Annotated in this window: 19 protein-coding genes and 1 CRISPR repeat array (1 of these 20 running past the window's edge); of the genes, 8 read left to right on the plus strand and 11 right to left on the minus strand. The window is 35.6% G+C overall.

Annotated elements, in window-relative coordinates:
* A CRISPR array of direct repeats spans positions 1-5,029; the repeat unit is 46 nt; unit sequence GCTGTAAATCATAGTAAAATTAGAACTTTTGAAAGCAATTCACAAC; it begins 408 nt to the left of the window's first position.
* A 175-nt stretch (positions 5,030-5,204) separates the two neighbouring features.
* From DI487_RS00975 to DI487_RS00985, 3 genes are all read left to right on the plus strand, one after another.
* A complete protein-coding gene (locus tag DI487_RS00975; protein WP_109567992.1) occupies positions 5,205-6,437 on the plus strand; it encodes a phospholipase D-like domain-containing protein in 1,233 nt (410 codons plus the stop codon).
* Positions 6,438-6,590: 153 nt separating this feature from the next.
* Complete coding sequence (locus DI487_RS00980) at positions 6,591-9,344, plus strand: choice-of-anchor I family protein (RefSeq protein ID WP_109567993.1); 2,754 nt, start codon at positions 6,591-6,593, stop codon at positions 9,342-9,344.
* A gap of 115 nt (positions 9,345-9,459) precedes the next feature.
* Positions 9,460-10,041, plus strand: a complete 582-nt coding sequence (locus tag DI487_RS00985) for a non-canonical purine NTP diphosphatase (RefSeq protein ID WP_109567994.1) — start codon at positions 9,460-9,462, stop codon at positions 10,039-10,041.
* Here DI487_RS00985 and DI487_RS00990 read toward each other — a convergent pair.
* The gene (locus DI487_RS00990; RefSeq protein WP_109567995.1) at positions 10,031-10,639 is read right to left on the minus strand and encodes a trimeric intracellular cation channel family protein; all 609 of its coding nucleotides are present in this window, start codon (positions 10,637-10,639) and stop codon (positions 10,031-10,033) included. The genes DI487_RS00985 and DI487_RS00990 overlap by 11 nt on opposite strands.
* 181 nt (positions 10,640-10,820) lie before the next feature.
* On the opposite strand from DI487_RS00990, the gene DI487_RS00995 reads away from it, so the two are divergent.
* Together DI487_RS00995 and DI487_RS01000 are read left to right on the plus strand one after the other, a co-directional pair.
* Entirely contained in the window at positions 10,821-12,614 is a 1,794-nt protein-coding gene (locus DI487_RS00995) for a DEAD/DEAH box helicase (RefSeq protein WP_109567996.1), read from the plus strand.
* A gap of 84 nt (positions 12,615-12,698) precedes the next feature.
* Positions 12,699-13,472: a carboxypeptidase-like regulatory domain-containing protein gene (locus DI487_RS01000; protein WP_109567997.1), complete on the plus strand. Its 774-nt coding sequence runs from the start codon at positions 12,699-12,701 to the stop codon at positions 13,470-13,472.
* 342 nt (positions 13,473-13,814) lie between these two features.
* On the opposite strand, the gene DI487_RS01005 is transcribed toward DI487_RS01000, so the two are convergent.
* The 10 genes from DI487_RS01005 to DI487_RS16440 all read right to left on the minus strand — a co-directional run bounded on the left by DI487_RS01005 (position 13,815) and on the right by DI487_RS16440 (position 22,851).
* Positions 13,815-14,444: a DUF6705 family protein gene (locus DI487_RS01005; RefSeq protein ID WP_109567998.1), complete on the minus strand. Its 630-nt coding sequence runs from the start codon at positions 14,442-14,444 to the stop codon at positions 13,815-13,817.
* 200 nt (positions 14,445-14,644) lie between these two features.
* Entirely contained in the window at positions 14,645-15,274 is a 630-nt protein-coding gene (locus DI487_RS01010; RefSeq protein WP_109567999.1) for a DUF6705 family protein, read from the minus strand.
* Positions 15,275-15,286: 12 nt separating this feature from the next.
* Positions 15,287-16,852: a hypothetical protein gene (locus DI487_RS01015; protein WP_109568000.1), complete on the minus strand. Its 1,566-nt coding sequence runs from the start codon at positions 16,850-16,852 to the stop codon at positions 15,287-15,289.
* 439 nt (positions 16,853-17,291) lie between these two features.
* Entirely contained in the window at positions 17,292-17,957 is a 666-nt protein-coding gene (locus tag DI487_RS01020) for a TrmH family RNA methyltransferase (protein ID WP_109568001.1), read from the minus strand.
* Between the two features lie 29 nt (positions 17,958-17,986).
* Positions 17,987-19,900, minus strand: coding sequence for a TonB-dependent receptor (locus DI487_RS01025; RefSeq protein WP_245896475.1), 1,914 nt, complete (start codon positions 19,898-19,900; stop codon positions 17,987-17,989).
* Positions 19,901-20,010: 110 nt separating this feature from the next.
* Positions 20,011-20,208, minus strand: coding sequence for a hypothetical protein (locus DI487_RS16210; RefSeq protein ID WP_245896477.1), 198 nt, complete (start codon positions 20,206-20,208; stop codon positions 20,011-20,013).
* Between the two features lie 11 nt (positions 20,209-20,219).
* A complete protein-coding gene (locus DI487_RS01030) occupies positions 20,220-21,530 on the minus strand; it encodes a tetratricopeptide repeat protein (RefSeq protein WP_109568002.1) in 1,311 nt (436 codons plus the stop codon).
* A gap of 99 nt (positions 21,531-21,629) precedes the next feature.
* Complete coding sequence (locus tag DI487_RS16435; RefSeq protein WP_317046246.1) at positions 21,630-22,010, minus strand: DUF4331 family protein; 381 nt, start codon at positions 22,008-22,010, stop codon at positions 21,630-21,632.
* 11 nt (positions 22,011-22,021) lie between these two features.
* Positions 22,022-22,180 carry a hypothetical protein gene (locus DI487_RS16500; RefSeq protein WP_317046247.1) on the minus strand — a complete coding sequence of 53 codons (159 nt, stop codon included), beginning with the start codon at positions 22,178-22,180 and terminating at the stop codon, positions 22,022-22,024.
* Between the two features lie 23 nt (positions 22,181-22,203).
* On the minus strand, positions 22,204-22,851 hold the full coding sequence (locus tag DI487_RS16440) for a DUF4331 family protein (RefSeq protein ID WP_109568004.1): 648 nt from the start codon (positions 22,849-22,851) through the stop codon (positions 22,204-22,206).
* A gap of 110 nt (positions 22,852-22,961) precedes the next feature.
* Between DI487_RS16440 and DI487_RS01045 the strand changes: the two genes are divergently transcribed.
* Genes DI487_RS01045 through DI487_RS01055 form a run of 3 tightly spaced genes read left to right on the plus strand, consistent with a single transcriptional unit; the run spans position 22,962 to position 24,994 of the window.
* On the plus strand, positions 22,962-23,492 hold the full coding sequence (locus tag DI487_RS01045; RefSeq protein WP_109568005.1) for an RNA polymerase sigma factor: 531 nt from the start codon (positions 22,962-22,964) through the stop codon (positions 23,490-23,492).
* Positions 23,485-24,267 carry an anti-sigma factor gene (locus DI487_RS01050; RefSeq protein WP_109568006.1) on the plus strand — a complete coding sequence of 261 codons (783 nt, stop codon included), beginning with the start codon at positions 23,485-23,487 and terminating at the stop codon, positions 24,265-24,267. Before DI487_RS01045 ends, DI487_RS01050 begins: the two co-directional genes overlap by 8 nt.
* 43 nt (positions 24,268-24,310) lie before the next feature.
* On the plus strand, positions 24,311-24,994 hold the full coding sequence (locus DI487_RS01055) for an SIR2 family NAD-dependent protein deacylase (RefSeq protein WP_245896482.1): 684 nt from the start codon (positions 24,311-24,313) through the stop codon (positions 24,992-24,994).
* Positions 24,995-25,014 lie beyond the last annotated feature (20 nt).

Raw genomic sequence — 25,014 nt, forward strand, 5'->3', positions numbered from 1 at the left:
TTGAAAGCAATTCACAACTGTTTATAATACATCTGTTCAAGTAGGTTAGCTGTAAATCATAGTAAAATTAGAACTTTTGAAAGCAATTCACAACTTTATCAACTAACGTTGAATGTTTCCAAGAGCTGTAAATCATAGTAAAATTAGAACTTTTGAAAGCAATTCACAACTGAAGATGAATTGGAAGAATTATGCGAGAAGCTGTAAATCATAGTAAAATTAGAACTTTTGAAAGCAATTCACAACACACAATCGATTGATTGAAAGACAAAGAATGCTGTAAATCATAGTAAAATTAGAACTTTTGAAAGCAATTCACAACTACAAGTTTAAAAATGCTGTTGGGATGGGAGCTGTAAATCATAGTAAAATTAGAACTTTTGAAAGCAATTCACAACTAGTACAAGGTGCATTCAATGCTGTTATGGGCTGTAAATCATAGTAAAATTAGAACTTTTGAAAGCAATTCACAACGGATTGGTTACCTTATCTTGACAAAGATATGCTGTAAATCATAGTAAAATTAGAACTTTTGAAAGCAATTCACAACATGGTCGGTTATACGCCACAAAACGGTGATGCTGTAAATCATAGTAAAATTAGAACTTTTGAAAGCAATTCACAACAATGCTTTTTGAATAACTTCAACAATATCAGCTGTAAATCATAGTAAAATTAGAACTTTTGAAAGCAATTCACAACAAGAACCTCTATAGGTGTCTGCAAATGTTTGCTGTAAATCATAGTAAAATTAGAACTTTTGAAAGCAATTCACAACCATAATGAACAAATCCGGGATATAATCCCAGCTGTAAATCATAGTAAAATTAGAACTTTTGAAAGCAATTCACAACAGTTGAGGCGCAGTGCCTGCAACTGCCTCTGCTGTAAATCATAGTAAAATTAGAACTTTTGAAAGCAATTCACAACACCGCTTCAAAAGGTTCAGCAATTGGTGTTGCTGTAAATCATAGTAAAATTAGAACTTTTGAAAGCAATTCACAACAGAGATTTTAAAGGTGTTGTAAAAGCATGCGCTGTAAATCATAGTAAAATTAGAACTTTTGAAAGCAATTCACAACTCCGTCGGGTTCGGGCTTTCGTTACCACGTGCTGTAAATCATAGTAAAATTAGAACTTTTGAAAGCAATTCACAACACTGATGGGGATACTGTAAATGTATTAGCTGCTGTAAATCATAGTAAAATTAGAACTTTTGAAAGCAATTCACAACAAGGTTCTTTTAATAGATTTAGACACTCAAGCTGTAAATCATAGTAAAATTAGAACTTTTGAAAGCAATTCACAACTATTACTACTTGATATATATATGCGCATTGGCTGTAAATCATAGTAAAATTAGAACTTTTGAAAGCAATTCACAACCATCAGGAAAATTGGTATGCAGGCGATCTTGCTGTAAATCATAGTAAAATTAGAACTTTTGAAAGCAATTCACAACTATGTCAGGTCATGGTATTGCAGTTGGCGAGCTGTAAATCATAGTAAAATTAGAACTTTTGAAAGCAATTCACAACTATCATCGTAACCGTCATCAGGCTGCATTTGCTGTAAATCATAGTAAAATTAGAACTTTTGAAAGCAATTCACAACAACGTCCTGAGTACTTAGGTGGTGGTAAATGCTGTAAATCATAGTAAAATTAGAACTTTTGAAAGCAATTCACAACTATGTCAGGTCATGGTATTGCAGTTGGCGAGCTGTAAATCATAGTAAAATTAGAACTTTTGAAAGCAATTCACAACCCCTACAGCTATTATTGTGGCACACTAACAGCTGTAAATCATAGTAAAATTAGAACTTTTGAAAGCAATTCATAACTATTCCTGCACCTCTGGCTGAGTAGCAGTAGCTGTAAATCATAGTAAAATTAGAACTTTTGAAAGCAATTCACAACTAGTGCGAATTTGAGTGTTGACCTTTCAGGGCTGTAAATCATAGTAAAATTAGAACTTTTGAAAGCAATTCACAACAATATCAATGCGTTGCCTTTTGCAGCTTTGCTGTAAATCATAGTAAAATTAGAACTTTTGAAAGCAATTCACAACGTGATAGGACTTATGTCCGTAATGCCTAAAGCTGTAAATCATAGTAAAATTAGAACTTTTGAAAGCAATTCACAACTAGTGTGCCACTAAGCAGCGCAGCGTTCCTGCTGTAAATCATAGTAAAATTAGAACTTTTGAAAGCAATTCACAACTGTGTCAGCGACCTATCGTATTGAAAGATAGCTGTAAATCATAGTAAAATTAGAACTTTTGAAAGCAATTCACAACTAGTGCGAATTTGAGTGTTGACCTTTCAGGGCTGTAAATCATAGTAAAATTAGAACTTTTGAAAGCAATTCACAACTACTTTTAACAGGTACGCCAGCACCTAATGCTGTAAATCATAGTAAAATTAGAACTTTTGAAAGCAATTCACAACTCAGATATAACCATTCCCTTACAAGATACAGCTGTAAATCATAGTAAAATTAGAACTTTTGAAAGCAATTCACAACTAGCTTTTGCTATGTTTAGGCACTCAGCTTGCTGTAAATCATAGTAAAATTAGAACTTTTGAAAGCAATTCACAACAGTTGGGTACAGGTTAAAAATTGGATAGACGCTGTAAATCATAGTAAAATTAGAACTTTTGAAAGCAATTCACAACTACTTTGTCCATTATTAAGCATCTTATTTTGCTGTAAATCATAGTAAAATTAGAACTTTTGAAAGCAATTCACAACTGTAAATGGATTCTGAAACTGATCGCGACTGCTGTAAATCATAGTAAAATTAGAACTTTTGAAAGCAATTCACAACGCTTGTCCCTATCATGTGTGCAGATGTTTTGCTGTAAATCATAGTAAAATTAGAACTTTTGAAAGCAATTCACAACTCGCCGTCAACGACGGTACTCATCACTTATGCTGTAAATCATAGTAAAATTAGAACTTTTGAAAGCAATTCACAACCACCGAAGACGGACGAGTTTACGAACTAAGCTGTAAATCATAGTAAAATTAGAACTTTTGAAAGCAATTCACAACCTGGCGACCTTACGAGTGAATCGTATGCTAGCTGTAAATCATAGTAAAATTAGAACTTTTGAAAGCAATTCACAACAACGTCTTAGGAAACGCTTATCTAAGGTTAGCTGTAAATCATAGTAAAATTAGAACTTTTGAAAGCAATTCACAACTCTTTTTCATTTCTTCTAAAAAACGATTTTGCTGTAAATCATAGTAAAATTAGAACTTTTGAAAGCAATTCACAACTATTACCAAGAGTTAAAGTCTATGTTTCCGGCTGTAAATCATAGTAAAATTAGAACTTTTGAAAGCAATTCACAACCACCTACTTACATTCAAAAAATGAGATAGAGCTGTAAATCATAGTAAAATTAGAACTTTTGAAAGCAATTCACAACACAGAGAGTACGCTTAATACACATAAATCTGCTGTAAATCATAGTAAAATTAGAACTTTTGAAAGCAATTCACAACTCTTCCGCTGATCAGACAGGAACCTCTATTGCTGTAAATCATAGTAAAATTAGAACTTTTGAAAGCAATTCACAACTGTGAACAAGCGTTATAGCGCTTGTTGCAAGCTGTAAATCATAGTAAAATTAGAACTTTTGAAAGCAATTCACAACTATTACCAAGAATTAAAGTCTATGTTTCCGGCTGTAAATCATAGTAAAATTAGAACTTTTGAAAGCAATTCACAACTAATACTAAATTAGACGAGTAATGCCATTAGCTGTAAATCATAGTAAAATTAGAACTTTTGAAAGCAATTCACAACAAAGTAATATTGATTGGAATAGCTAATGGGCTGTAAATCATAGTAAAATTAGAACTTTTGAAAGCAATTCACAACAGTTTCTGGAGAGTGGTTAATATTTACCTGGCTGTAAATCATAGTAAAATTAGAACTTTTGAAAGCAATTCACAACTGAAAAACTATTCTTTTTTCAACCAAATCAGCTGTAAATCATAGTAAAATTAGAACTTTTGAAAGCAATTCACAACCAATTAGCAATGGTTCTATAATCAGGATTGGCTGTAAATCATAGTAAAATTAGAACTTTTGAAAGCAATTCACAACTGCTCCATTTGGCGCCGTTAATCCGTCTGTGCTGTAAATCATAGTAAAATTAGAACTTTTGAAAGCAATTCACAACTAGGTGTGGCATTTAGAAAATTTTGATCGGCTGTAAATCATAGTAAAATTAGAACTTTTGAAAGCAATTCACAACAAAAAACAACCTTGCTTAACGCGCCAACTCGCTGTAAATCATAGTAAAATTAGAACTTTTGAAAGCAATTCACAACAGAAAGGTAATGATGTTATGATATCTATTGGCTGTAAATCATAGTAAAATTAGAACTTTTGAAAGCAATTCACAACAAAACTAAACGACCTCATTACCACGTATTGGCTGTAAATCATAGTAAAATTAGAACTTTTGAAAGCAATTCACAACTAGATGTGGCACTAAGCAGCGCAGCGTTCCGCTGTAAATCATAGTAAAATTAGAACTTTTGAAAGCAATTCACAACTGAAAAACTATTCTTTTTTCAACCAAATCAGCTGTAAATCATAGTAAAATTAGAACTTTTGAAAGCAATTCACAACTCAAGGTTAACAGGTTCTAAAGAATATCTGGCTGTAAATCATAGTAAAATTAGAACTTTTGAAAGCAATTCACAACCCATAGGATTAGCAGCTTTTTTTGGAATTAGCTGTAAATCATAGTAAAATTAGAACTTTTGAAAGCAATTCACAACGTATTTTTATCTCTAATTCTTTTATATTGGGCTGTAAATCATAGTAAAATTAGAACTTTTGAAAGCAATTCACAACTACTCGACAAGTCGGAAAAGTTGGAGTACGGCTGTAAATCATAGTAAAATTAGAACTTTTGAAAGCAATTCACAACCCACAGCTATAGCTAATGTTGTTGCGGCCGGCTGTAAATCATAGTAAAATTAGAACTTTTGAAAGCAATTCACAACCTCAACACGATATAGATACTTTGGCGTTAGCTGTAAATCATAGTAAAATTAGAACTTTACGCCAAAATCTGCTTGTTAAAAAGATAAAATGTTCAATTCAATACCAAAAAAACAAAAAATTCCTTTCCCGATCCTACTTTTGAGAGCAAAACTAATCAGCAGCTCTTTTTAAACAATGAGAAAAAAACACCTGAACTATTTTATCAATCTACTCCTCCTTACTATTATAGCAAAAACCTACGGACAGGAAAAAAGGGTCCTCCCGTTAGAAAATACTCCGATTGAAATGTATGTGTTCTCTAACACACCTCAACCGATGTCTAATATCAGTGCTCATTTTATCATTTTACCGGAAGATGTTTCTTTAGAAAACGGATCGCAAACGGATCTAATCAAAAATGAAAAAATAGAATTCGCTACCGACTATAGTTTTTATTACTATCTGAAAATTCCGCAAAACATTCTTCATTCCCATGAAGTTATCCGTTTTTTAGAAACTATTGTAAAAGAAACTTTTGACCGGGACTTTTTCAACAGGAATAAAGTTCATCTATACCTGAAGAATACGAATATTCTTTTTAATTGTAGTGATTTGGACAGCTTAAACACTTACTTTGCCAGTATTTGGGTTTCTAAAACCAATCCTGTCTATAACTGTCATAAAGACTTTATAGCAGATATTGCCAGTACTAATCTGAGAGCTAAAAAAAGAAACAGCACTACTTCCGTTTCCTACGAGACCGTAACAACTAACAAAGCTCAGGAAGTTCAGGAAAATAACGAATTCCTAAATTCTTTGAGTAAATTAAGTCGAAAAGTACAATTCTCTTTTGCAATTGGCTATAATACGATCAATAAAAACTACCAAACAGAATTTGATCAGGAAACATTGATCGATTTCAGCGAACTCAATACCATTTGGACCATTAACGCCGGTTATATGTTCTCAAAAAAATGGGGCAGTTTATTCAATCTGAATTTTCTGAATAAAAAAGAAAGTTCCGATCAGGAATACAAAACCACTTACAACAACATTATTATTTCGGGTAACGGAAGTGGTGCCGGTATGGTCAAATTCGGATTAGGCTTGCGTTTCATTCCTTATAGTCACAAAAGATGGAGTATAACGACTGACCTGACGTATGGTTTACTAACCGCTAAGGCCGGAGGTGGTTCCGGTAACATAACCATTTATAGCGGCGGAACGTATAGTGATATTGAACGAGTAGAAAAGGAAGAAAAAACAAACTACACTGATCTAACTGTCAGCACAAACTACAAATTAGGGAAAGTTGTCTTTCTGTATAGCAGTTTCAACTATTCTTTTTCTAAATTTGATAATGCTATAGGATCTGTAAAAGGTTTTACCGGTTATACTATTTCTTTAGGACTAGGATTCAATTTTTAAAAAATACATCTTATAAAATTAAACTTATACTAATATAAAATTTACAAAGTATAATTTTATACTAAATTTCTTTATTTTAAAATCACTTTCTTATAACTTTCAGTTGTTTTTCGTTCAATAGTTTAGCACAATTTAATTACTAAACTATACTACATGAAAACAAAAATTACACAACTATTATTATTTTTATTTACAACAGCCTTTTACGGACAGGTTACCCAAGCCGGAGACATTGCTTTTGTCGGCTTTAATGCTGATGCCAATGATGACTTAGCAATTGTCACTTTTCAGGACATACTACCCAATACCACTATTATTTTCTGCGATTCGGAATGGAACGGTTCTTCTTTCGGAACAGATGAAGGCGATTTTACCTGGGATTCCGGTGCTACTACTATTCCTGCCGGAACGATCATTACTTTTAATGCTATCAGTTCAGCTTTAACACCCTCTGTAGGAAGTATTACGGTAAATAATGCCGGAGGGATCAGCAGTTCCAGTGAAGCTATATTTGCTTTTTTAGGTACTCCCCCACGTACAGTAAGTACTATGCTGTCTGCTATAGCAAATGACAGTGGTGCTTTCGGAACTTTAGACAATAGCGGACTTACATTGGGTACTACTGCTATTGTTTTACCAAACGGAGCTGATGTGGCACAATACAACGGTCCGAGAACAGGCTTAACGCAGGCTTCTTTTTTAGCCGCTCTTAACAATATGAACTATTGGGATTCAGAAGATGGCAGCGGTGACCAATCTGCTAACGGTTCGGCTCCTGATCTTCCTTTCGATACTACTGTTTTTACATTAGGAACAACTTCTTATCCGGTGGTTAATTTTGATAACTCTATTTCGGTGGTTCAGGAAGATGCCGGAACCGTAGTTGTTTCGATCTCTTTATCAGAAGCCGCTATTCAGGATAGTTCTATAGATATTGAGCTTAGCGCAGGCGGAAATGCCACAAATGGTAACGAATTCAGTTTTTCCGATCAAACGGTAACTTTCCTGACCGGAGAATCTCAAAAAGACATAACCATTACCTTAAATGATAACCTGACATCTGATATTGATGTTTTCTTTGCTGTTTCACTTCACAATCCGAATAACATCACACTGGGTAGTACAACACAACAGTTGGTTTATATTTTAGATAATGAAATGAGCGCTCCGGCAGGTTCTAACACCTTAGGGGTCTCTTATTTAGGCAGCTACACGGTAGATGCTTCCGGTTCAGCTGAAATCGTAGCACACGACCCGGGTACCCAACGCTTGTTCGTTCTAAATGCTACGGCTGCTAAAGTTGAAATATTAGATTTTTCTAACCCTTCCTCTGTTTCACCCATTAATTCAGTAGACATGACCGCCTACGGAATCGGTGCTACCAGCATAGCTGTAAAAAACGGAATGGTTGCTGCAACCGTAGAAGCAGCTTCTCAAGGTAACGGAAAAGTCGTTTTTATGGATACAAACGGTACGATTACAGATGTGGTTACTGTAGGTATTTTACCGGACATGCTTACCTTTACCCATAACGGAACCAAAGTTGTAACGGCTAACGAAGGAGAACCAAACGATGACTATACCCTGGATCCGGAAGGTACAATTTCCATTATCGACGTTTCAGGAGGTTTAAACAATATTGCTCAGGCTAATGTGGCTACATTGAATTTCAATGCCTTTGACAGTCAGATTGCTACTTTAAAAGCTAACGGCATTCGTATCTTCGGACCGGGATCAACGGTTTCCCAAGATCTTGAACCGGAATATATCACCATTTCTGATGACGATACAACAGCATGGGTTACTTTACAGGAAAACAATGCCTTAGCAGTTGTCAATTTAACAACAAATCAAATTACAGATATTATCCCATTAGGAACCAAAGACCATTCACTGGCTTCGAATGCTTTTGATGCATCTGATAATTTAAGTGTTATCTTTATGAGCACTTGGCCGGTAAAAGGTTTATATATGCCAGATGCTATTGCACATTATACCGTTGGCGGAACTACTTATCTCGTAACAGCAAACGAAGGTGATTCAAGAGATTACAACGGCTACTCAGAAGAAGTTCGTATAAAAAGTAATAGTTATGTTCTGGACCCAAGCGTTTTCCCGAATGCCGATCTACTCAAAAAAGACAGTAATTTAGGTCGACTTACAGTAACGTTAGCTTCCGGTGATACGGATAATGACGGTGACTTTGATGAAATTCATGTTTACGGAGGGCGCTCTTTTAGTATATGGAATGCCTCCACAGGAACCTTAGTATATGACAGTGGTAATGATTTTGAATATATCACAAAAGAAGATCCTACATTCGGAAACTTATTCAATGTCAGCAACGACAACAATAACTTTAAGAACCGTAGCGACAATAAAGGTCCGGAACCTGAAGGAGTAACTGTAGCTGAGATCAACGGAAACCATTATGCTTTTATCACGTTAGAAAGAACCGGAGGTCTAATGGTTTACAATATTACCGATCCGAACAACCCGTTCTTTGAAACCTATCAAAACAGCAGAAATACAACTACTTTAGGAGGTGATCTGGGACCGGAAGGGATTATCTACATTGCTCCGGCTGATAATTCAAGTAACAAAGGCTTAATTGTTATGGCTAATGAAGTAAGTGCTACTTTAAGCATTTATGAAATGAACAACGTTACGCTTAGCACTGCTGATTTTTCTACAACAAAAGAACAATGGATCGCTTATCCGAACCCTGTAAAGAACGGAACGGTACACTTCAATAAAATCGTTCAGAAATTAATGGTTTTTGATACTCACGGAAGAAAAGTATTAGAAAAAGAAAATACTGATTTTATCAACTTAGACAGCTTATCTCAAGGTTTTTATATTATAACGAATGAGAATACTGAAGCCTTAAAAATCTATAAAGAGTAGAATTTGTTAATAACTGCCCCCGAACTCCTTTCTTGTTTTATACCGGAAAGGAGTTTTCTTTTTAGGATAATCTAAAACTAATATTCGTATTTTTACTTCCGAAAAAACAACTGATATGAAACTTGTATTTGCCTCAAACAACAAAAATAAAATTGCCGAAATCAAACAAATGTTGCCTGCCGATATCGAATTACTAAGCTTACAAGATATCGGTTGCATGGAAGATATTCCTGAAACCGCAAATACCATAGAAGGAAATGCGATTTTAAAAGCCGATTATGTAACTGAAAAATACGGCTACAATTGTTTTGCCGACGATACCGGATTAGAAGTTGATGCTTTAGACGGAGCACCGGGAGTTTATTCTGCCCGTTATGCAGGCGAACAAAAGAACGATAAAGATAATATTCGTAAATTATTGAGTGAATTAGGTCAAAATACAAATCGGAATGCCCGGTTTAAAACAGTTATTGCACTCAACTTAAACGGTACGCAATATCTTTTTCCCGGAATTGCAAAAGGTTCAATTATTTTTGAAGAACAAGGCGAAAAAGGATTTGGCTACGACCCGGTCTTTCAACCCGAAGGCTTAAAGGTAACTTTTGCCCAGCTTTCTATGGACGAAAAAGCCAAACTAAGCCACAGAGGAATAGCTACCCGAAAACTGATCACTTTCTTAAATGATCTTAGCTTTTAATTGTTATCACAGGTAAACTCCAGCTAAAATGAACTGCCATCAAACGGAAAATAATAATAAATAGGGAAGTGATCAATTCATTAACGGAATCTTCCAATCCTAAAAAGCGTAATACAAAAAATAAAATGCCACCTATAATACAGATCGTTGCATAAATAGTCCCTTTTCGCAACAAAAGAGGTATTTCATTACATAAAATATCCCGGATCAAACCTCCGAAACTTGCCGTAATGGTTCCCAGAGTGATACAAACTGTCGGATGCAAACCGTATTCTAAGCCTTTTTCAATCCCTATTAAGGTATAAACTCCTAAACCGATCGTATCAAACAAAAACAATGATACCCGAAGCTTATTCAAATAATTCCTGAATACTATAGCAACTATACATCCCAAAATAATGATGTAAACATAATTCAGATTTTCCATCCAGCCTACCGGCATCCTTCCTATCAGAACATCGCGCAATGTTCCGCCTCCCAAAGCCGTAACAAAAGCAATAATAAATACACCGAACAGATCCAGTTTTTTATTGATCGCCGCCAAAACCCCGGAAATTGCAAACACAAAAACTCCGATTATATCTAAGATTTGAATCATTATTTATTTTTTGCAAAAGTACCACCATTTATTTTTTTCTTAAAACTTATTTTTAACGCAAAAGATCACTTTACTTTCTTTCGGCAACTCATACAAACCTAACAAACTAAAAATCAATTACTAACAAATTAGCATATCTCATTTATTAGCCCTACCTTTGCACCTATTTTTAAACATATACATGAACAAATTTGAACAATTGGGTCTTAATGAATCGCTACTGCTGGCGATAAAAGACCTTGGATTTGAAAATCCATCGGAAGTACAGGAAAAGGCGATTCCCATTTTATTGGAAAAAGACACTGATATTGTTGCACTGGCACAAACAGGTACTGGTAAAACGGCAGCATTTGGTTTTCCGCTTATTCAGAAAATCAATGTCGATGACAGAAGAACTCAGGCTTTGGTGCTCTCACCTACACGCGAACTTTGTTTGCAGATTACCAATGAAATAAAGCAATATTCCAAATACGTAAAAGAACTACATACTGTAGCCATTTACGGTGGTGCTAACATTAATGAACAGGCTAAAGAGATCAAACGCGGAGCACAGATTATTGTTGCAACTCCCGGTAGAATGCAGGATATGATCAACCGTGGTATGGTAAACATCAAAAACATCAACTATTGTGTTTTAGATGAAGCTGACGAAATGTTGAACATGGGATTCTATGACGACATCACAGCCATTTTATCAGACACACCGGATGAAAAATCAACTTGGTTATTCTCGGCTACTATGCCTCAGGAAGTAGCACGTATTGCACGCGAATTCATGCGTAAACCACTTGAAATTACGGTTGGACACAAAAACTCAGGCTCTCAGAATGTATCCCACGAATTCTATTTAGTGAATGCTCGTGACCGTTATGCGGCTTTAAAACGTTTAGCAGATGCTAACCCGGATATCTTCTCCGTTGTTTTCTGTAGAACCAAAAGAGACACGCAGGCCATTGCTGAAAAATTAATTGAAGACGGATACAATGCTGCTGCACTACACGGTGACCTTTCTCAGGCGCAACGTGATGCTGTAATGAAATCGTTTAGAGGACGACAAATACAGATGTTAGTTGCTACCGACGTAGCTGCTCGTGGTATTGATGTTGACGATATAACACACGTAATCAACTATCAGTTACCGGATGAAGTAGAAACCTATACCCACCGTTCCGGTCGTACCGGTCGTGCCGGAAAATCAGGTACTTCTATGGTTATTGTAACAAAGAGTGAGTTGCGTAAGATCAACCAGATTGAAAAGATCATTAAAACGAAATTCGAAGAAAAACCGATTCCTTCAGGTATTGAAATCTGCGAAATTCAGTTGTTCCACTTAGCGAATAAGATCAAAGACGTAGAGATCGATCACGAAATTGACTCGTATTTACCGGCTATAGAGGAAGTTTTAATTGACTTGTCAAAAGAAGAACTGATCAAACGTATCGTTTCCGTTGAATTCAACCGTTTCTTAGCTTACTATAAAAAATCGAGAGACATCAGTGCGGAAACTTCTTCAAACAGAAGAGGTGAAATCCCTACTGACGGAGCTGTACGCTATTTCATTAACATTGGCTCAAGAGATAATTTTGACTGGATGTCACTTAAAGATTTCTTACGCGATACGTTAGAATTAGGTCGTGATGATATCTTTAAAGTAGATGTAAAAGAAGGTTTTTCATTCTTTAATACTGATGCTGAACATGTTGACCGTGTAATGAACACGATGAACAATATTCGTTTAGAAGGGCGCAAGATCAATGTGGAAATTTCTAAAAATGACGGAAGCCGAAATCAAGGGCGTAGAGATCATGGCGGAAGAGACCGAAGAAATTCAGGCAACCGTGAACGAAGAGGAAATTCTGATCGCAAGTTTGAAGGACGAAAAGACGGAAAACCATCCGGTGAACGCAAAGGAAGAAGAAGTAACGATACTGAGAAAGGCTTTTTTGACAGGGCAAAACGCTCCAGAAGAAGCTAGTTTCGTTAATTTTAAGATAAAATAATAAGAAACTATAAAATATCTCAGTTTGATTCGTATTTTTGAATCAAGATTTACCCAACAATGAGATATTTTATAGTTTTTTTATTAGCTATATTTTCCAATTTTGCTCTTGCGCAAAATGACACCTTGGTAGCCAACCTGCAAGGAACTGTTATTAATAGCCAAACCCGTTTACCCATGAATAACGTTCACGTTATCAATACATCATTAGTAAAAGGGACTATAACCGACGGAAATGGTTTTTTTGAATTACCGGCTCGTGCAAACGATACTTTATTATTTTCCTATTTAGGTTTTGAGACCATTAAAGTAAGGGTTACCCACGACTGGATCAAAAACAAGTCATCTAAAGTGGTCTTAACCGAAAAAGCTTATGCCCTAGAGGAAGTCGTTTTGGCGCGTTATAACTTAACCGGCTATGTGGAAGTCGACACGGATCTCATTCCGGTACATGAAGACAATTACCGTTACAGTATTTCCGGTTTAAATGCCGGTTATGAAGCCGGGGACAAATCTCCCGGAGCCGTGACTAAAGTTTTACAATCGATCTTTAATCCTGCTGACTTTTTATACAATACCTTTGGCAAGCGTCCGAAACAGATGGAAAAGCTCAAAAAAATGAAACAGGACGATACGGTCAGGGAACTCTTGGCAACTAAATACGACCGTCAGACTTTAGCAGCTTTATTAGAAGTAGACAAAGACGATATCCCTCTGATCCTGCAAAACTGCAACTATTCGGAATATTTTATCAAAACGGCAAATGACCTTCAAATTCTGGATGCCATCAGTGCTTGTTATGAAGAATATAAGATTTTGAAAAAGAATAAATAAGTAATACTCAACAGTAAAACAGGTAAAAGTAATATATATTTAAAATTAATCTTCTTACTTCTACCTTAGTGTTTTTTCTTTACTTTTAGAAGTAACTACTATTGTTTCACAAATGTTATCCATTGCGTTACCGATAAGATAACTGGAGGAGCAGGTGATGAAAAATCATCCTGAGTTGAATGAACCGGAAGTATGTAGATACGAATCGCTTCAACTACCACTGTTGAAAACCGAAATATTTAAAATAAAGGGATTTACAAACCCCTTTATTTTTTGTTTAATTTTAAATATTACACTGCCCTATAAAAAACACTTTATTATCACTAAATGAAAACAGTAGTACTACTGCTTTATTAAAGTATAATCACCAAAAGGAATCGAAAAATAATCTGCTGTTGACGGTGTTCCGTCTTCTTTATAACCACAGGCAACTGTTTCAAACCTGAACTGTACTTTTAATTTTTGTACCCCTCCTTCAACGACTACACGCATTGCCCACATACCTTCCAAGCAATCATCATCATTAGCCGGCTCTGTAAAGAACATTACTAAACGCTTTTCGTTAGCGTTGCACTCATCACATACCGGATAACTTGTCTTTCTTATTCTTGTTACAGAATACATGTTGTAATCAAAAAGACCAAGATAATTTACATCTAAATTACTTAAAGTATTTGCCTTTTCAACTCCATCTTCTATATACTGGAATTCCCCCACTAAACAATCTTCATAGTAAGAGTTATCAATTAATAACATCTCTTTCTTAAAAAAAGTTACCTTTAATATCGTATCTCCTTCCGTATACATCCAGGTTCCGACAAACTGATCTAAATAATTATCGACATCTTTATAATAGGCTCCATCTACATCACCTAAATAAAAATTAGGATCAAATCTGGGGATTATAGGATTCTGTGCTTTACAATGTGTAAAAGCAAGACTCAATAGTAATACATACAATATTTTTTTCATAATCGTTAGTTTTTATTCGTTACAAGGAGTGCTGTTACCGGGTTATAAAAAGTAGTAGAATCTTTGTTCAACTACCACTGTTGAAAACCGAAATATTTAAAATAAAGGGGGTTGTAAATCCCCTTATTTTTTGTTAAATTTTAAATATTACACAGCCCTATAAAAAAACACTTTATTATCACTAAATGAAAACAGTACTACTACTGCTTTATTAAAGTATAATCACCAAAAGGAATCGAAAAATAATCTGCTGTTGACGGTGTTCCGTCTTCTTTATAACCACAGGCAACTGTTTCGAACCTGAACTGTACTTTTAATTTTTGTACCCCTCCTTCAACGACTACACGCATTGCCCACATACCTTCCAAGCAATCATCATCATTAGCCGGCTCTGTGAAAGACATTTTCAAACGCTTTTCGTTAGCGCTGCACTCATCGCATACCGGATAGCTAGCCTTCCACATTTGACCTATTGACCACATATTATAATTATAAGGGCTTGTATAGTTAATATTCAAATTACTTAAAGTATTTGCCTTTTCAACTCCATTTTCTATATACTGGAATTCACCTACTAAATAATCTGCATAATAAGAATTCCTCTTAAACATCATCTCTTTCTTAAAAAAAGTTACCTTTAATATCGTATCTCCTTCCGTATACATCCAGGTTCCGACAAACTGATCTAAATAATTATCGACATCTTTATAATAAGCTCCTTGAAGTTCACCAAATTCAATAGTGTCATCAAATAAACCTAATACCGGATTCTGTGCTTTACAATGTGTAAAAGCAAGGCTCAATAGTAATACATACAATATTTTTTTCATAATCGTTAGTTTTTATTCGTTACAAGGGGTTGTTGTTACCGGGTTATAAAAAGTGGCAGGATCTTCGTTCAGCGTCAGCTCACTCCACTGGGTTTTGTCCGGACTCAGTTCATACAAGCCCATTCCCATGTCATATTTTTTCATCAAAGATAGAAAGGTTTTTTCCAGATCTACCGAACCGGCACTACTACCATTCATCTTTGCATATTTCTTTTCAAGTTCTTCAAAGAAATTATCATACCCATTAGTTATAAAAACACTGAATTTTATCCAGTCTTTAATCTTAATGGCATAGGTTCCGTGCACACAGGTTAAGGTTAAAAAATATACATAATAATCCTGTCGTCTTTTAGGACTCTTGTTGTGCTTTTTTGCCACCTTAAAAAGCCATTTGACATCACCGTGCGAAAACATGGGTACAATACCGGTAGAAGGAGTAGGGTGTGTATGATAAGCACCGTAATAGTCTCCTCCGGTGTAGTCTTCCATTTTAATTCTGTTAGGGTCTTTAGGGTCACTTTGAATCACCTGAGGAGCAGCCGTTACAGTAGAATTCGGAAATGTTTTAATGGCATATCCCCACTCTTTGGTATCGCTTACATAAGTGTCAAGATTGTTTAGAGCCTGCAATGTTTGGGGATTATCTATTAATTTTTTTAATTCACTACAAGGTGTTATTAACTCTTCCGCCGGCTCTGTTGCCGGGCTAGATATGATATCACTGTCGCCGCAACCTTTGCAGGTATCGCCTATATCTGTACTGTTGCCACTATCAGAACTACTTCCTGTTGTGCTTGTACCTCCGGCACTGCCGCCTACGCCACCCGAGGTCTCTACTCCGGTTGTGGTGGTGGTGCTTCCACCGCTGCCATCTGTTCCGTCATCGTAGTAATTCCAGGTACATTCGTTAGAGACCAATACCCATTCTTCCGTGTAGAGTTCGCCACCTGTGTTGTCACCCTGGTGCGCCGGTACGACTTCCAATGACCATATTTCTACACAACTGTATTCCAGCACCATTTTGTTTAACTCGCCGCTGTCGAAGACAGAGGTGTCAAAATCTATCGGATAATAACGGGTCGTTGTGTTGTTCAGCGTTGTTTGAGACACAGCATTGTATTCGTCCTTTGAAAAACCGTATTCCACAATATACGCATCGTAACTCCCGTCGGAACGTGACGATAGCAAGAGATTTTCCAAATGGGAAGTGACCAAACTATCACGCGTGAGCGGAAAGTTATAGGAATGTTTCCCCGTTGTGGTATCTTCCACGTATTTCACATAAGCGGTGTTTACGGAAAAGCCGTAGGTTGAATTGTAAAGGATTCGGGAAGTACCTATCGGTGTTCCCGTTCCGGTGGCTTGTGCTTTGGTTTGCCCTGCAATCTTTTGTAATTCGTCCATAACCTTAGCATTGGACCGGATCTGTTCACTGTTCAGAACCCGAATGTCAAAGCGGGAGGTTGTTAACTTATTGTTTAGCGTTGCTTCCGGGTAGTCTTTTTCGCAGTTGGTTAAAAGCAGCACTAAGAGCCCCGATAAACCTAAGAGCAGCCTTTTCTTTCGTTTTAATTTCATTTAATAAACATTATAACCTTTTCTTTTTTCAATACGACGGCTGAAAAGGGTTTATGATCCGTTTCGGGACAATTAATACCTCTACACTGTACTTTTTTACGGTACAGGAAGAAGAACAAAATGTTGATAGGGGAATCGGGATCAAATGTATAGCATTGTCCTTATAACTCGGATACAGAAAAAATGTATATTTTGTTAAAATTTCATATTTTATCCTCATGAGATACAAAAAATCCACAAAAACAAAAAGTCCCGAAAGGATTTCGGGACTAAATGTTCTTGATAAGAAATAAAATTACTGCTATTAACCGTAACAAATATAGCGCCTATATTTGTTAACTTGGATACAGAAAAAATGTATATTTTGTTAAAGTTTTAAAAAAGTAATTTTTTTAAATAGATTTATGCTTTAAGTTTTTTTGCTATAAATGATAAACTATTACCCTTGTTCATCCTCATAAAACTTTTTCTCTATAAAATCGATATCGCGAATAGATTTACGTGTCCAATCGAGTTGTTTCTCAAAAAGTTCTTCTTCTGTTAATCTCCAGTCGATTGCGGAACGTCGTAAGCGAGCTGTTATATCCTGAATAATGATCGCTGCCGAAACTGAGATGTTTAAACTCTCCGTAAAACCAACCATAGGGATTTTCAAATAACCGTCTGCTTGTTCTAAAACCTCTTCTGACAAACCTAATTTTTCGGTTCCGAAGAAAATAGCGGAAGGTTTACTGATATCGAAATCCTGTAGCAAACAAGAATCGTTATGAGGAGTAGTTGCAATAATTTGATAGCCCTTGCTTCGCAAATCGTCCATGCAGTTCTGAATGGAAGCAAAGCGATTGACATCAACCCATTTTTGGGCTCCCATTGCAATTTCTTTATCGATCCGCTTACCGAAACGTTGCTCTACGACATTCAGTTCCTGTATTCCGAAAACCTCACAACTACGCATTACTGCACTGGTATTGTGCAATTGATACACATCTTCAATGGCTATTGTAAAGTGTTTGGTCCGGTTCTCTAAAACTTTTTTAAACCCTTCTTTTCTGTTTTCTGTAATGAATCCTTCTAAATAAGCTAATAGGTCTTTCTGATCTTTCATAGACCAAAAATAAAAAACCTATTTAAGAATTAAAAACTATAGGTCAATTTCAACTTAGCAAAAAACGGAGTTCCTGGTGTAAAATGTATCTCTTCTACACTTTCTGTTTCATTTTGCAATCTCGATTCCGTTAGAAATTGGGTTTCGTTCCAATCGGTATCAAACAAATTCTGGATATTTAATCCTAACTGTAAATTTTTACTGAAATCATAGCTTACATTAAAATCAGTCACAAAATAGCCTTCCGCAACTATTGAATTGTCTTCGTTAGCCGGACGGTCACCCATATAACGGAATTGCAATCCCGAAGTAAAACCTTTATAAGCTCTCAAACCGATTCTGCCAACAGAAGTAAACTCCGGTGCCAAGGGAATATAATTGTGTCCGCTAGGCTCTTCCGTACTTCTGGCATAAGCATAATTAGCATCCCAATCTAAAAAGAGATAATTCCCGATCTGATAACGAACACTCAGATCAACTCCGGATCGTTTTGATTTTCCGGAAGGCTCTACAATTCCGGCATCCCCTACATAAACAAATTCCTGATTGGAAAACAAAGTCCATAAAGCGGTATTGACAATCAAATTTTTGACCGGTTTTAAAATAACCCCGATATCCGTCCCGTAAACCGTTGGTAAAATATCTTTATTTTGTTGTAATACTACCCGGGTATCATTAGAATGAAAACCTAACCCGGATTTAATAAAGTATACTACTTTTTCATTTTGCATGTAACTGATGTTCAGTTTAGGCAATACTTTAAAGGCATCATTTGATAAATTACTATAACTCGACACTAATTTATCTTCGTAATTAAACTTAAAATACTCCAACCGAACTGCAGGGTTGATCGTAAATTTGGCAAATTGAAAATCAGCGGTATAGTATCCGAAAAAATCAGATTCCTCTATATCGCCTAATTGAATAGCATTCAAAAGGGTATAACGGTTTACCGTATGAGAAAGTTCGCTATTAGTCACAGAATTAACCTTTACTCCTATTCCGGCTCTGGTTTTTAATTTAAAGGTATTGAACGATTTCAAATGATTGTATTCCGAATGAAAGCCATACAACATCCTATCCTCTTTTTGCTTGATCTGATCTCCGTTAACAGGATCCTCCAGAAAGAATGTAAAATTAGAAAAGAGCGTAAAATCGTAATGCGTCACATAGGCTTTTGCATGTACAAAACTATTTTCATCAATGATCTTGTCAACTCCTAAAGCCAGATTAAATCGGGACGTAAAACCTCCTTCCGTATCATCTACCGAACCGAAACGGGAAATAGCTCCGCTTTCGACCAGTCGCATCGGAATTTGTCCGGAAGCATCCCATTTGCTTTTAAAATAAGATGCCAGTACATCGATCTTGGTCTGCGAATTCAATACGGTATTGTATTTTCCGAAAATATTAAAGCGGTTGAAATTTTGCGGAGAATCAAACGGACCGTCTGTCATAATATATTCCGTAGCCAGATAAGCATTGGTCTGTTTTTGTTTATCGTCTAAAACGTCAAACATCCCCAAAGTCCGTAATGTATTGAATTGTCCGACTTCCATTGAAATTCTGCTCTTATCCAGTCTCTCTTTCGTTTCAAAATTGACATAGCCTGCTGTAGCAAAATTCCCCTGAGCTGCTTCATACGGCCCCTTTCCGAAATCTATATCCTCAATAGTTTCGGGGATTACAAAATGTAAATCAGAGTATCCCTGTCCATGTGCATGAGAAACCATGTTAACCGGAATGCCGTCTACACTGATCGCTACGTCAGTTCCGTGATCCACGTCATAACCTCGTAAAAACAACTGTTCTGCTTTTCCGCCTCCGGCATGCTGTCCAATGAATAAGCCGGGGACTTTGCGCAATACTTCCTGAGAAGAATTTACCGGATTTGTTGTCAGATCGATCTTAGTGAGATTAGAATTGATATCAATATCTGGCATTAATATAATTTCCGATAAGTTAAATACATCTTCTTCAATTGTAACAGTAATATTTTCTTCTAATGATCTTATGCTAAAAGAAACACTCTTAAAGCCTAATTTGCTAAATTTTAAAGTATCCCGACATTTGCTTTCATTAAGCTGAATTTTCCCAATTCATTCGTATGTGAATGCTCTTCTGAACTCAAATTATAAACATATACATCTGCTACCGATAAACTAAAAACATCCACCACAATTCCTTTGAAATTTTGTCCGAAACTGAAGACCGAAAGCAACGAAATCAGAAATAAAAATGCTCTTTTCATTGAAGTATTTACTAAAGGGTTTTAAGTTTTTTTTCAATATTCGGACCTAATTCAAATATACTTGTTACCAAGTCACTAATATTAGAATTCTCACTGGTTAATTTATTATTTGCTTTCAGGATCAACTCGTTATGATACAAGACTAACGGCTCATGTGTTTTGTTAATTGTATATTCAGTAGCTATTTCATAAGCTTTTTTAAATTCTCCCATGTTATAGTAAGTCCAAGCCAATAAATCATAGGATTCCGGTGTAGGTCGGTTATCAATTTCACGTTTTGCGATCTTTAACGCTTTAAGCTCTTTACCCGGAGTTTCTGCATATAACAAGACATTATATTTGTTGTACATATCTCCATAATAATTTTTATCTAAAGTATAAAAATATTCATTCAAGGCTAACTTTTTTTTAGTAAAATTATCCGAAAATTCACTCATATCTGCTTTTAAAAGATATAAATCCGGAACTGTATGCTGTGTTTCAATATAATTGATAATCTCTGATGCTTTTTCGATATCGTGTTCATGCGAATATGCGATCCAAGCTATACCTTTTAAAGCATAAATATTATTATTGTCTGCTTTCAAGGTTTTTAAATAGTATTGGTAAGCATCTCGGATTCTTCCGTTATGTCCATAAAAATCGGCAATATTAGAATAAATCCAGACTTTTAGTCCTTGATTTCCTGATTTCTCTGCAATTTTCATAGCCTTTTCCATCAGTCGTATTGCATTATCAAGATCTCCGACATAGTCGTTCCATTTGGCCAAACGTATTAAATAATCAAAATCATTAAAGTTCTTATTTTCATCCAATATTTTTTCAGCCGCTTCATAATTGCCAAGTTCCATATTAACATCAAAAAGCATTTTCTGAGTTGCTTTTTTATTTTCTCCTACTGCATAAGCTTTCTCCAGATGTGTTAACGCTTCCCTGAAACGATGTTGTGAAATGTAATTTTTTGCAATGGAGCGGTGAATCCCTGAATGATCTCCGTTCACTCTTGCATTGCAATCTAAAAGCAACTCTTCAGCCTGATAAAGATTCCGGATATTTCCTGTCATCTCAAATAACTGCGAGTATAAACCTGACAATTCTATCAGATAAGGATACTGGTTAGGTGCTAGATTATACTTTTCTTGCCAAAAATGAAGCTCCTTATTTATATTCTCTATTTCCTCATTTTCTTTAATCTGAATATACTTTTGATAGTCAGACTTATAGACAACGATTTCTTTTTCATTACCTGATTTTGAATTACAGCTCAAAAAGAGAGTATAAACTAATAGCATCATAATTAGTTGTAGTTTATTTTTTCTCATAACATCATTCTTGTTTTTGATTGGTTCCTTAATAATTTGGAAACAAAGAGCATCTTTAAGATGCTCCTTATTTCACAGGTTAAGCAGTAAATCTATGTTCTACCAAGGAGAAGCCAGATAGGGAAATGAAGTCAAAAACGGTTTATCGTTAGCATTTACATTATCTGAAGTTAATCCTCCGTTGGCTGTTCCGTCAGGTCCCCCGAATATCAGCAACAACTCTACATCAATAACATCATCCGTTAAGGCTCTTCCTGTAAGAACATTCGTTCCGTCAAAAAAGGTAGTTGTCCCTGTCGTAGATACATTTAAAACATCGGTTGCCAAGACTGTTGTAAAAGTCGCAGCATCCAGTCCTAATGCATTTGTTGTATATCCGGGATTCAAAGCCATTAATTTCGTTTGAAAAGCAGATTGAAAACTAGCTTCCATCATAGATGGTACTGTTGTATTAAAATTATCTTTATTCTCTGAACTCACAAAAACCGTATTTATAGCCGGACGCCCCATTTGGTCCTGTTGAACATAAGTCCCAGAAAAATCCGGGCATTATTATTCATCATATCATTCGAATCATCATCACTACAACTTGTACTTAATAAGGCTATCATTAAAGTTACTAACAACGTTTTATATTGGATTGCTTTCATAATTTTTACTTTAAAATTTTTAATTATTTTCTTTTGGTTTCTACCCATGTATTCAGTGTTCCTGAACCTCCTAACATTGCCTTAGGGACTTCAATTACAATTGACATTACATTTGTTCCGGCAAACGTATCACTACCCGGATTATTAAAACTTGAAGCATTACCTGCTATGATCTCTGAATATTGTCCGAAATCAAAAAAGAACGGATCATCTCTAGGACCAGCAAAAAAACTGGCTCCTGCGGCTGTTCCTATTTTTGCTACTTCACCATATTCTGTAATTTCCACATTCCCTAAGGCTGCTGCTGTTTTTACATTACTTGATGTTCCCGAAGTTCCTGATGCCACCGGTCCGAAAAAATACATTTTCCCGTTTCTGGGTAATGCCTGAATAACTAAATCTTCAATATTGTCACCATTGTTATCAATATTGAACTCTACCATAACATTTTCATCAAATGAGGCACTTGAAGTAGCAGTAGGTGATAATAATCCCTGAACATTAGCTACAAACACTAAATTATTTGTATTTGCCCCCTGAAAAGAATAAAAATCCGTGATATCAGACGTCCCTCCCTGTACTGCAGGTGCGTCAATATGATCGGCTGCTACTAAAATTAAACCTATCATTCCCAAGAATAATAGCCCTAAAGGTAATTTTGTTTTTTTCATCTTAAATAGTTTTTAATATTGTTATATTACCATTTACGGGAAATATTGAATCTTGGTTTTAAAAAAATGAAAAAAAAAAAAATTCTTACTTTAGCATTAATATAAAAACTATGGAAGAAAAACTTTTAGTTGCAGCTTTGTCTAAAAAAGACAACCATTCTTTTACTTTGTTATATGATAATTATTCTAAGAATCTTTACGGCGTAATCTTCAACTTGATCAGGAACCGGGAAGAAGCTGAGGATATTCTTCAAGAAGTCTTTGTAAAGATCTGGAACAACATTGATACGTATAATAACTCGAAAGGACGATTGTATACTTGGATGTTAAATATTACCCGAAATACTACCATTGACAAATTGCGATCCAAAAACTTTAACAACAACTTAAGAAACTCCTCTGTCGATAACTTCGTATATATGCTTGAAGACAACTCTAAGACAATTAACAAAATAGATGCTATAGGAGTAAAAAAGTTTATTCAAAAATTAAAACCTAAATGTATACAGTTAATAGAATTGTTATTTTTCAGAGCATATACTCAACAAGAAGCTTCTGAAGAATTAGAGATCCCCTTAGGAACGGTAAAGACTCAAAATAGAAATTGCATGAATGAATTAAGAATGATGATCAATGAATAGTAGAGAATTAATAGATTCGGGTACATTAGAATTATATGTATTCGGAAAACTTTCTGAGAAAGAAAATGAAACAATTGCAGAAATGGCAAAACAATACCCTGAAGTTCAGGATGAAATTTTAGCCATTGAAAATGCAGTTATTAATCTTTCTCAAAGTGTTGCCCCGCACCTATCAGCCACAAATTATGAAAAAATAAGAACTCGATTATTAGACAAGCATAAAGTTGTGCCCATTAGTCAGAAAAAATCATGGATTAGCTATACCGGATGGGCAGCCGCTGCCATATTCGTTTTAGGTTTCGGATTTCAATTTTACAAATTGAATCAAACAAAATCAACTATCGATCAATTGTCTGTGGAAAAAAGTAAAATGCAGGAGTCTATTGTTGATTTAGAATTAAAAAAACAAGAAGCTCAAAATATATTAACTGTTTTAAGAGATCAAAACAATATACAAATTACCTTAAATGGTCAGGAAGTAGCTCCCTATGCCTTTGCAAAAGCGTACTATAATAAAGAAACCAAAGATGTTTTTATAGATGCTGCCGGTTTGCCAGATCCTCCGAAAGGCAAGGTATATCAGGTTTGGGGATTAAAATTAGATCCCTTAACACCAAAAAGTATAGGGTTATTAAAAGGCTTTGCAATTAGTAATTCTAAAATTTTCAAAGTAGAAAAAGTAGATGATGCCGAAGCCTTCGGTATTACTTTAGAACCAGAAGGCGGAAGTATAAGCCCTACTTTAGAACAACTATATACATTAGGAAAAGTATAACTATATAACAACCGACATATATAATCTGTCTAAATATTAGCAAGTGAAAAAAATTGTCGTTTTAACCGGTGCCGGAATGAGTGCCGAAAGCGGTATCAGTACCTTTAGAGATTCAAATGGCTTATGGGAGAATCATGACATTATGGAAGTCGCTTCTCCTGAAGGCTGGTATAAAAATCCGGAATTGGTTCTAAACTTTTACAATAAAAGAAGAGCACAGTTAAAAGAAGTTGTCCCAAACAGAGGGCATCATATTCTGGCTGAATTAGAACAGAATTTTGAAGTTCATATTATAACCCAAAATGTAGACGATCTTCACGAAAGAGCCGGAAGTTCTAAAATTATCCATCTACACGGCGAATTAACCAAAGTTCGGGGAGAACATTCAGAAAATGAAAAAATCCACTGGACAGAAGACATACGGTTAGGGGATCTGAATGCAAAAGATGAGCAACTACGTCCGGCCATTGTATGGTTCGGTGAAGCCGTACCCGAAATAGACCGAGCACTTCCTCTTGTAGAACAAGCTGATATTTTAGTGGTTATCGGCACATCTATGCAAGTGTATCCCGCAGCCGGATTAGTTCACTATACTCAGCCCCATATTCCTGTCTTTTATATTGACCCCAAACCGGCAACTATTTTCGACTTAGCCAATCCACTTGAAACGTTTGCACTTTCAGCAACCGAAGGTATGGAAAAGCTTCGGAACCTGTTACTTGGTTAATTTATGAATTGAAATAAAAA

It is taken from the genome of Flavobacterium sediminis (assembly GCF_003148385.1).
Classification (GTDB): Bacteria; Bacteroidota; Bacteroidia; order Flavobacteriales; family Flavobacteriaceae; genus Flavobacterium; species Flavobacterium sediminis.

Bases quoted from the DNA above. Each gene is read 5' to 3' on its own strand.
- DI487_RS01020 (WP_109568001.1), bottom strand. From the start codon at position 17,957: ATGAAAGATCAGAAAGACCTATTAGCTTATTTAGAAGGATTCATTACA.
- DI487_RS01050 (WP_109568006.1), top strand. From the start codon at position 23,485: ATGAATAGTAGAGAATTAATAGATTCGGGTACATTAGAATTATATGTA.
- DI487_RS16500 (WP_317046247.1), bottom strand. From the start codon at position 22,180: ATGAAAGCAATCCAATATAAAACGTTGTTAGTAACTTTAATGATAGCC.
- DI487_RS00985 (WP_109567994.1), top strand. From the start codon at position 9,460: ATGAAACTTGTATTTGCCTCAAACAACAAAAATAAAATTGCCGAAATC.
- DI487_RS01015 (WP_109568000.1), bottom strand. From the start codon at position 16,852: ATGAAATTAAAACGAAAGAAAAGGCTGCTCTTAGGTTTATCGGGGCTC.
- DI487_RS01010 (WP_109567999.1), bottom strand. From the start codon at position 15,274: ATGAAAAAAATATTGTATGTATTACTATTGAGCCTTGCTTTTACACAT.
- DI487_RS00975 (WP_109567992.1), top strand. From the start codon at position 5,205: ATGAGAAAAAAACACCTGAACTATTTTATCAATCTACTCCTCCTTACT.
- DI487_RS00980 (WP_109567993.1), top strand. From the start codon at position 6,591: ATGAAAACAAAAATTACACAACTATTATTATTTTTATTTACAACAGCC.
- DI487_RS16210 (WP_245896477.1), bottom strand. From the start codon at position 20,208: ATGAAAAGAGCATTTTTATTTCTGATTTCGTTGCTTTCGGTCTTCAGT.
- DI487_RS01025 (WP_245896475.1), bottom strand. From the start codon at position 19,900: ATGCCAGATATTGATATCAATTCTAATCTCACTAAGATCGATCTGACA.
- DI487_RS01045 (WP_109568005.1), top strand. From the start codon at position 22,962: ATGGAAGAAAAACTTTTAGTTGCAGCTTTGTCTAAAAAAGACAACCAT.
- DI487_RS01000 (WP_109567997.1), top strand. From the start codon at position 12,699: ATGAGATATTTTATAGTTTTTTTATTAGCTATATTTTCCAATTTTGCT.
- DI487_RS01030 (WP_109568002.1), bottom strand. From the start codon at position 21,530: ATGAGAAAAAATAAACTACAACTAATTATGATGCTATTAGTTTATACT.
- DI487_RS00990 (WP_109567995.1), bottom strand. From the start codon at position 10,639: ATGATTCAAATCTTAGATATAATCGGAGTTTTTGTGTTTGCAATTTCC.
- DI487_RS00995 (WP_109567996.1), top strand. From the start codon at position 10,821: ATGAACAAATTTGAACAATTGGGTCTTAATGAATCGCTACTGCTGGCG.
- DI487_RS01005 (WP_109567998.1), bottom strand. From the start codon at position 14,444: ATGAAAAAAATATTGTATGTATTACTATTGAGTCTTGCTTTTACACAT.
- DI487_RS16440 (WP_109568004.1), bottom strand. From the start codon at position 22,851: ATGAAAAAAACAAAATTACCTTTAGGGCTATTATTCTTGGGAATGATA.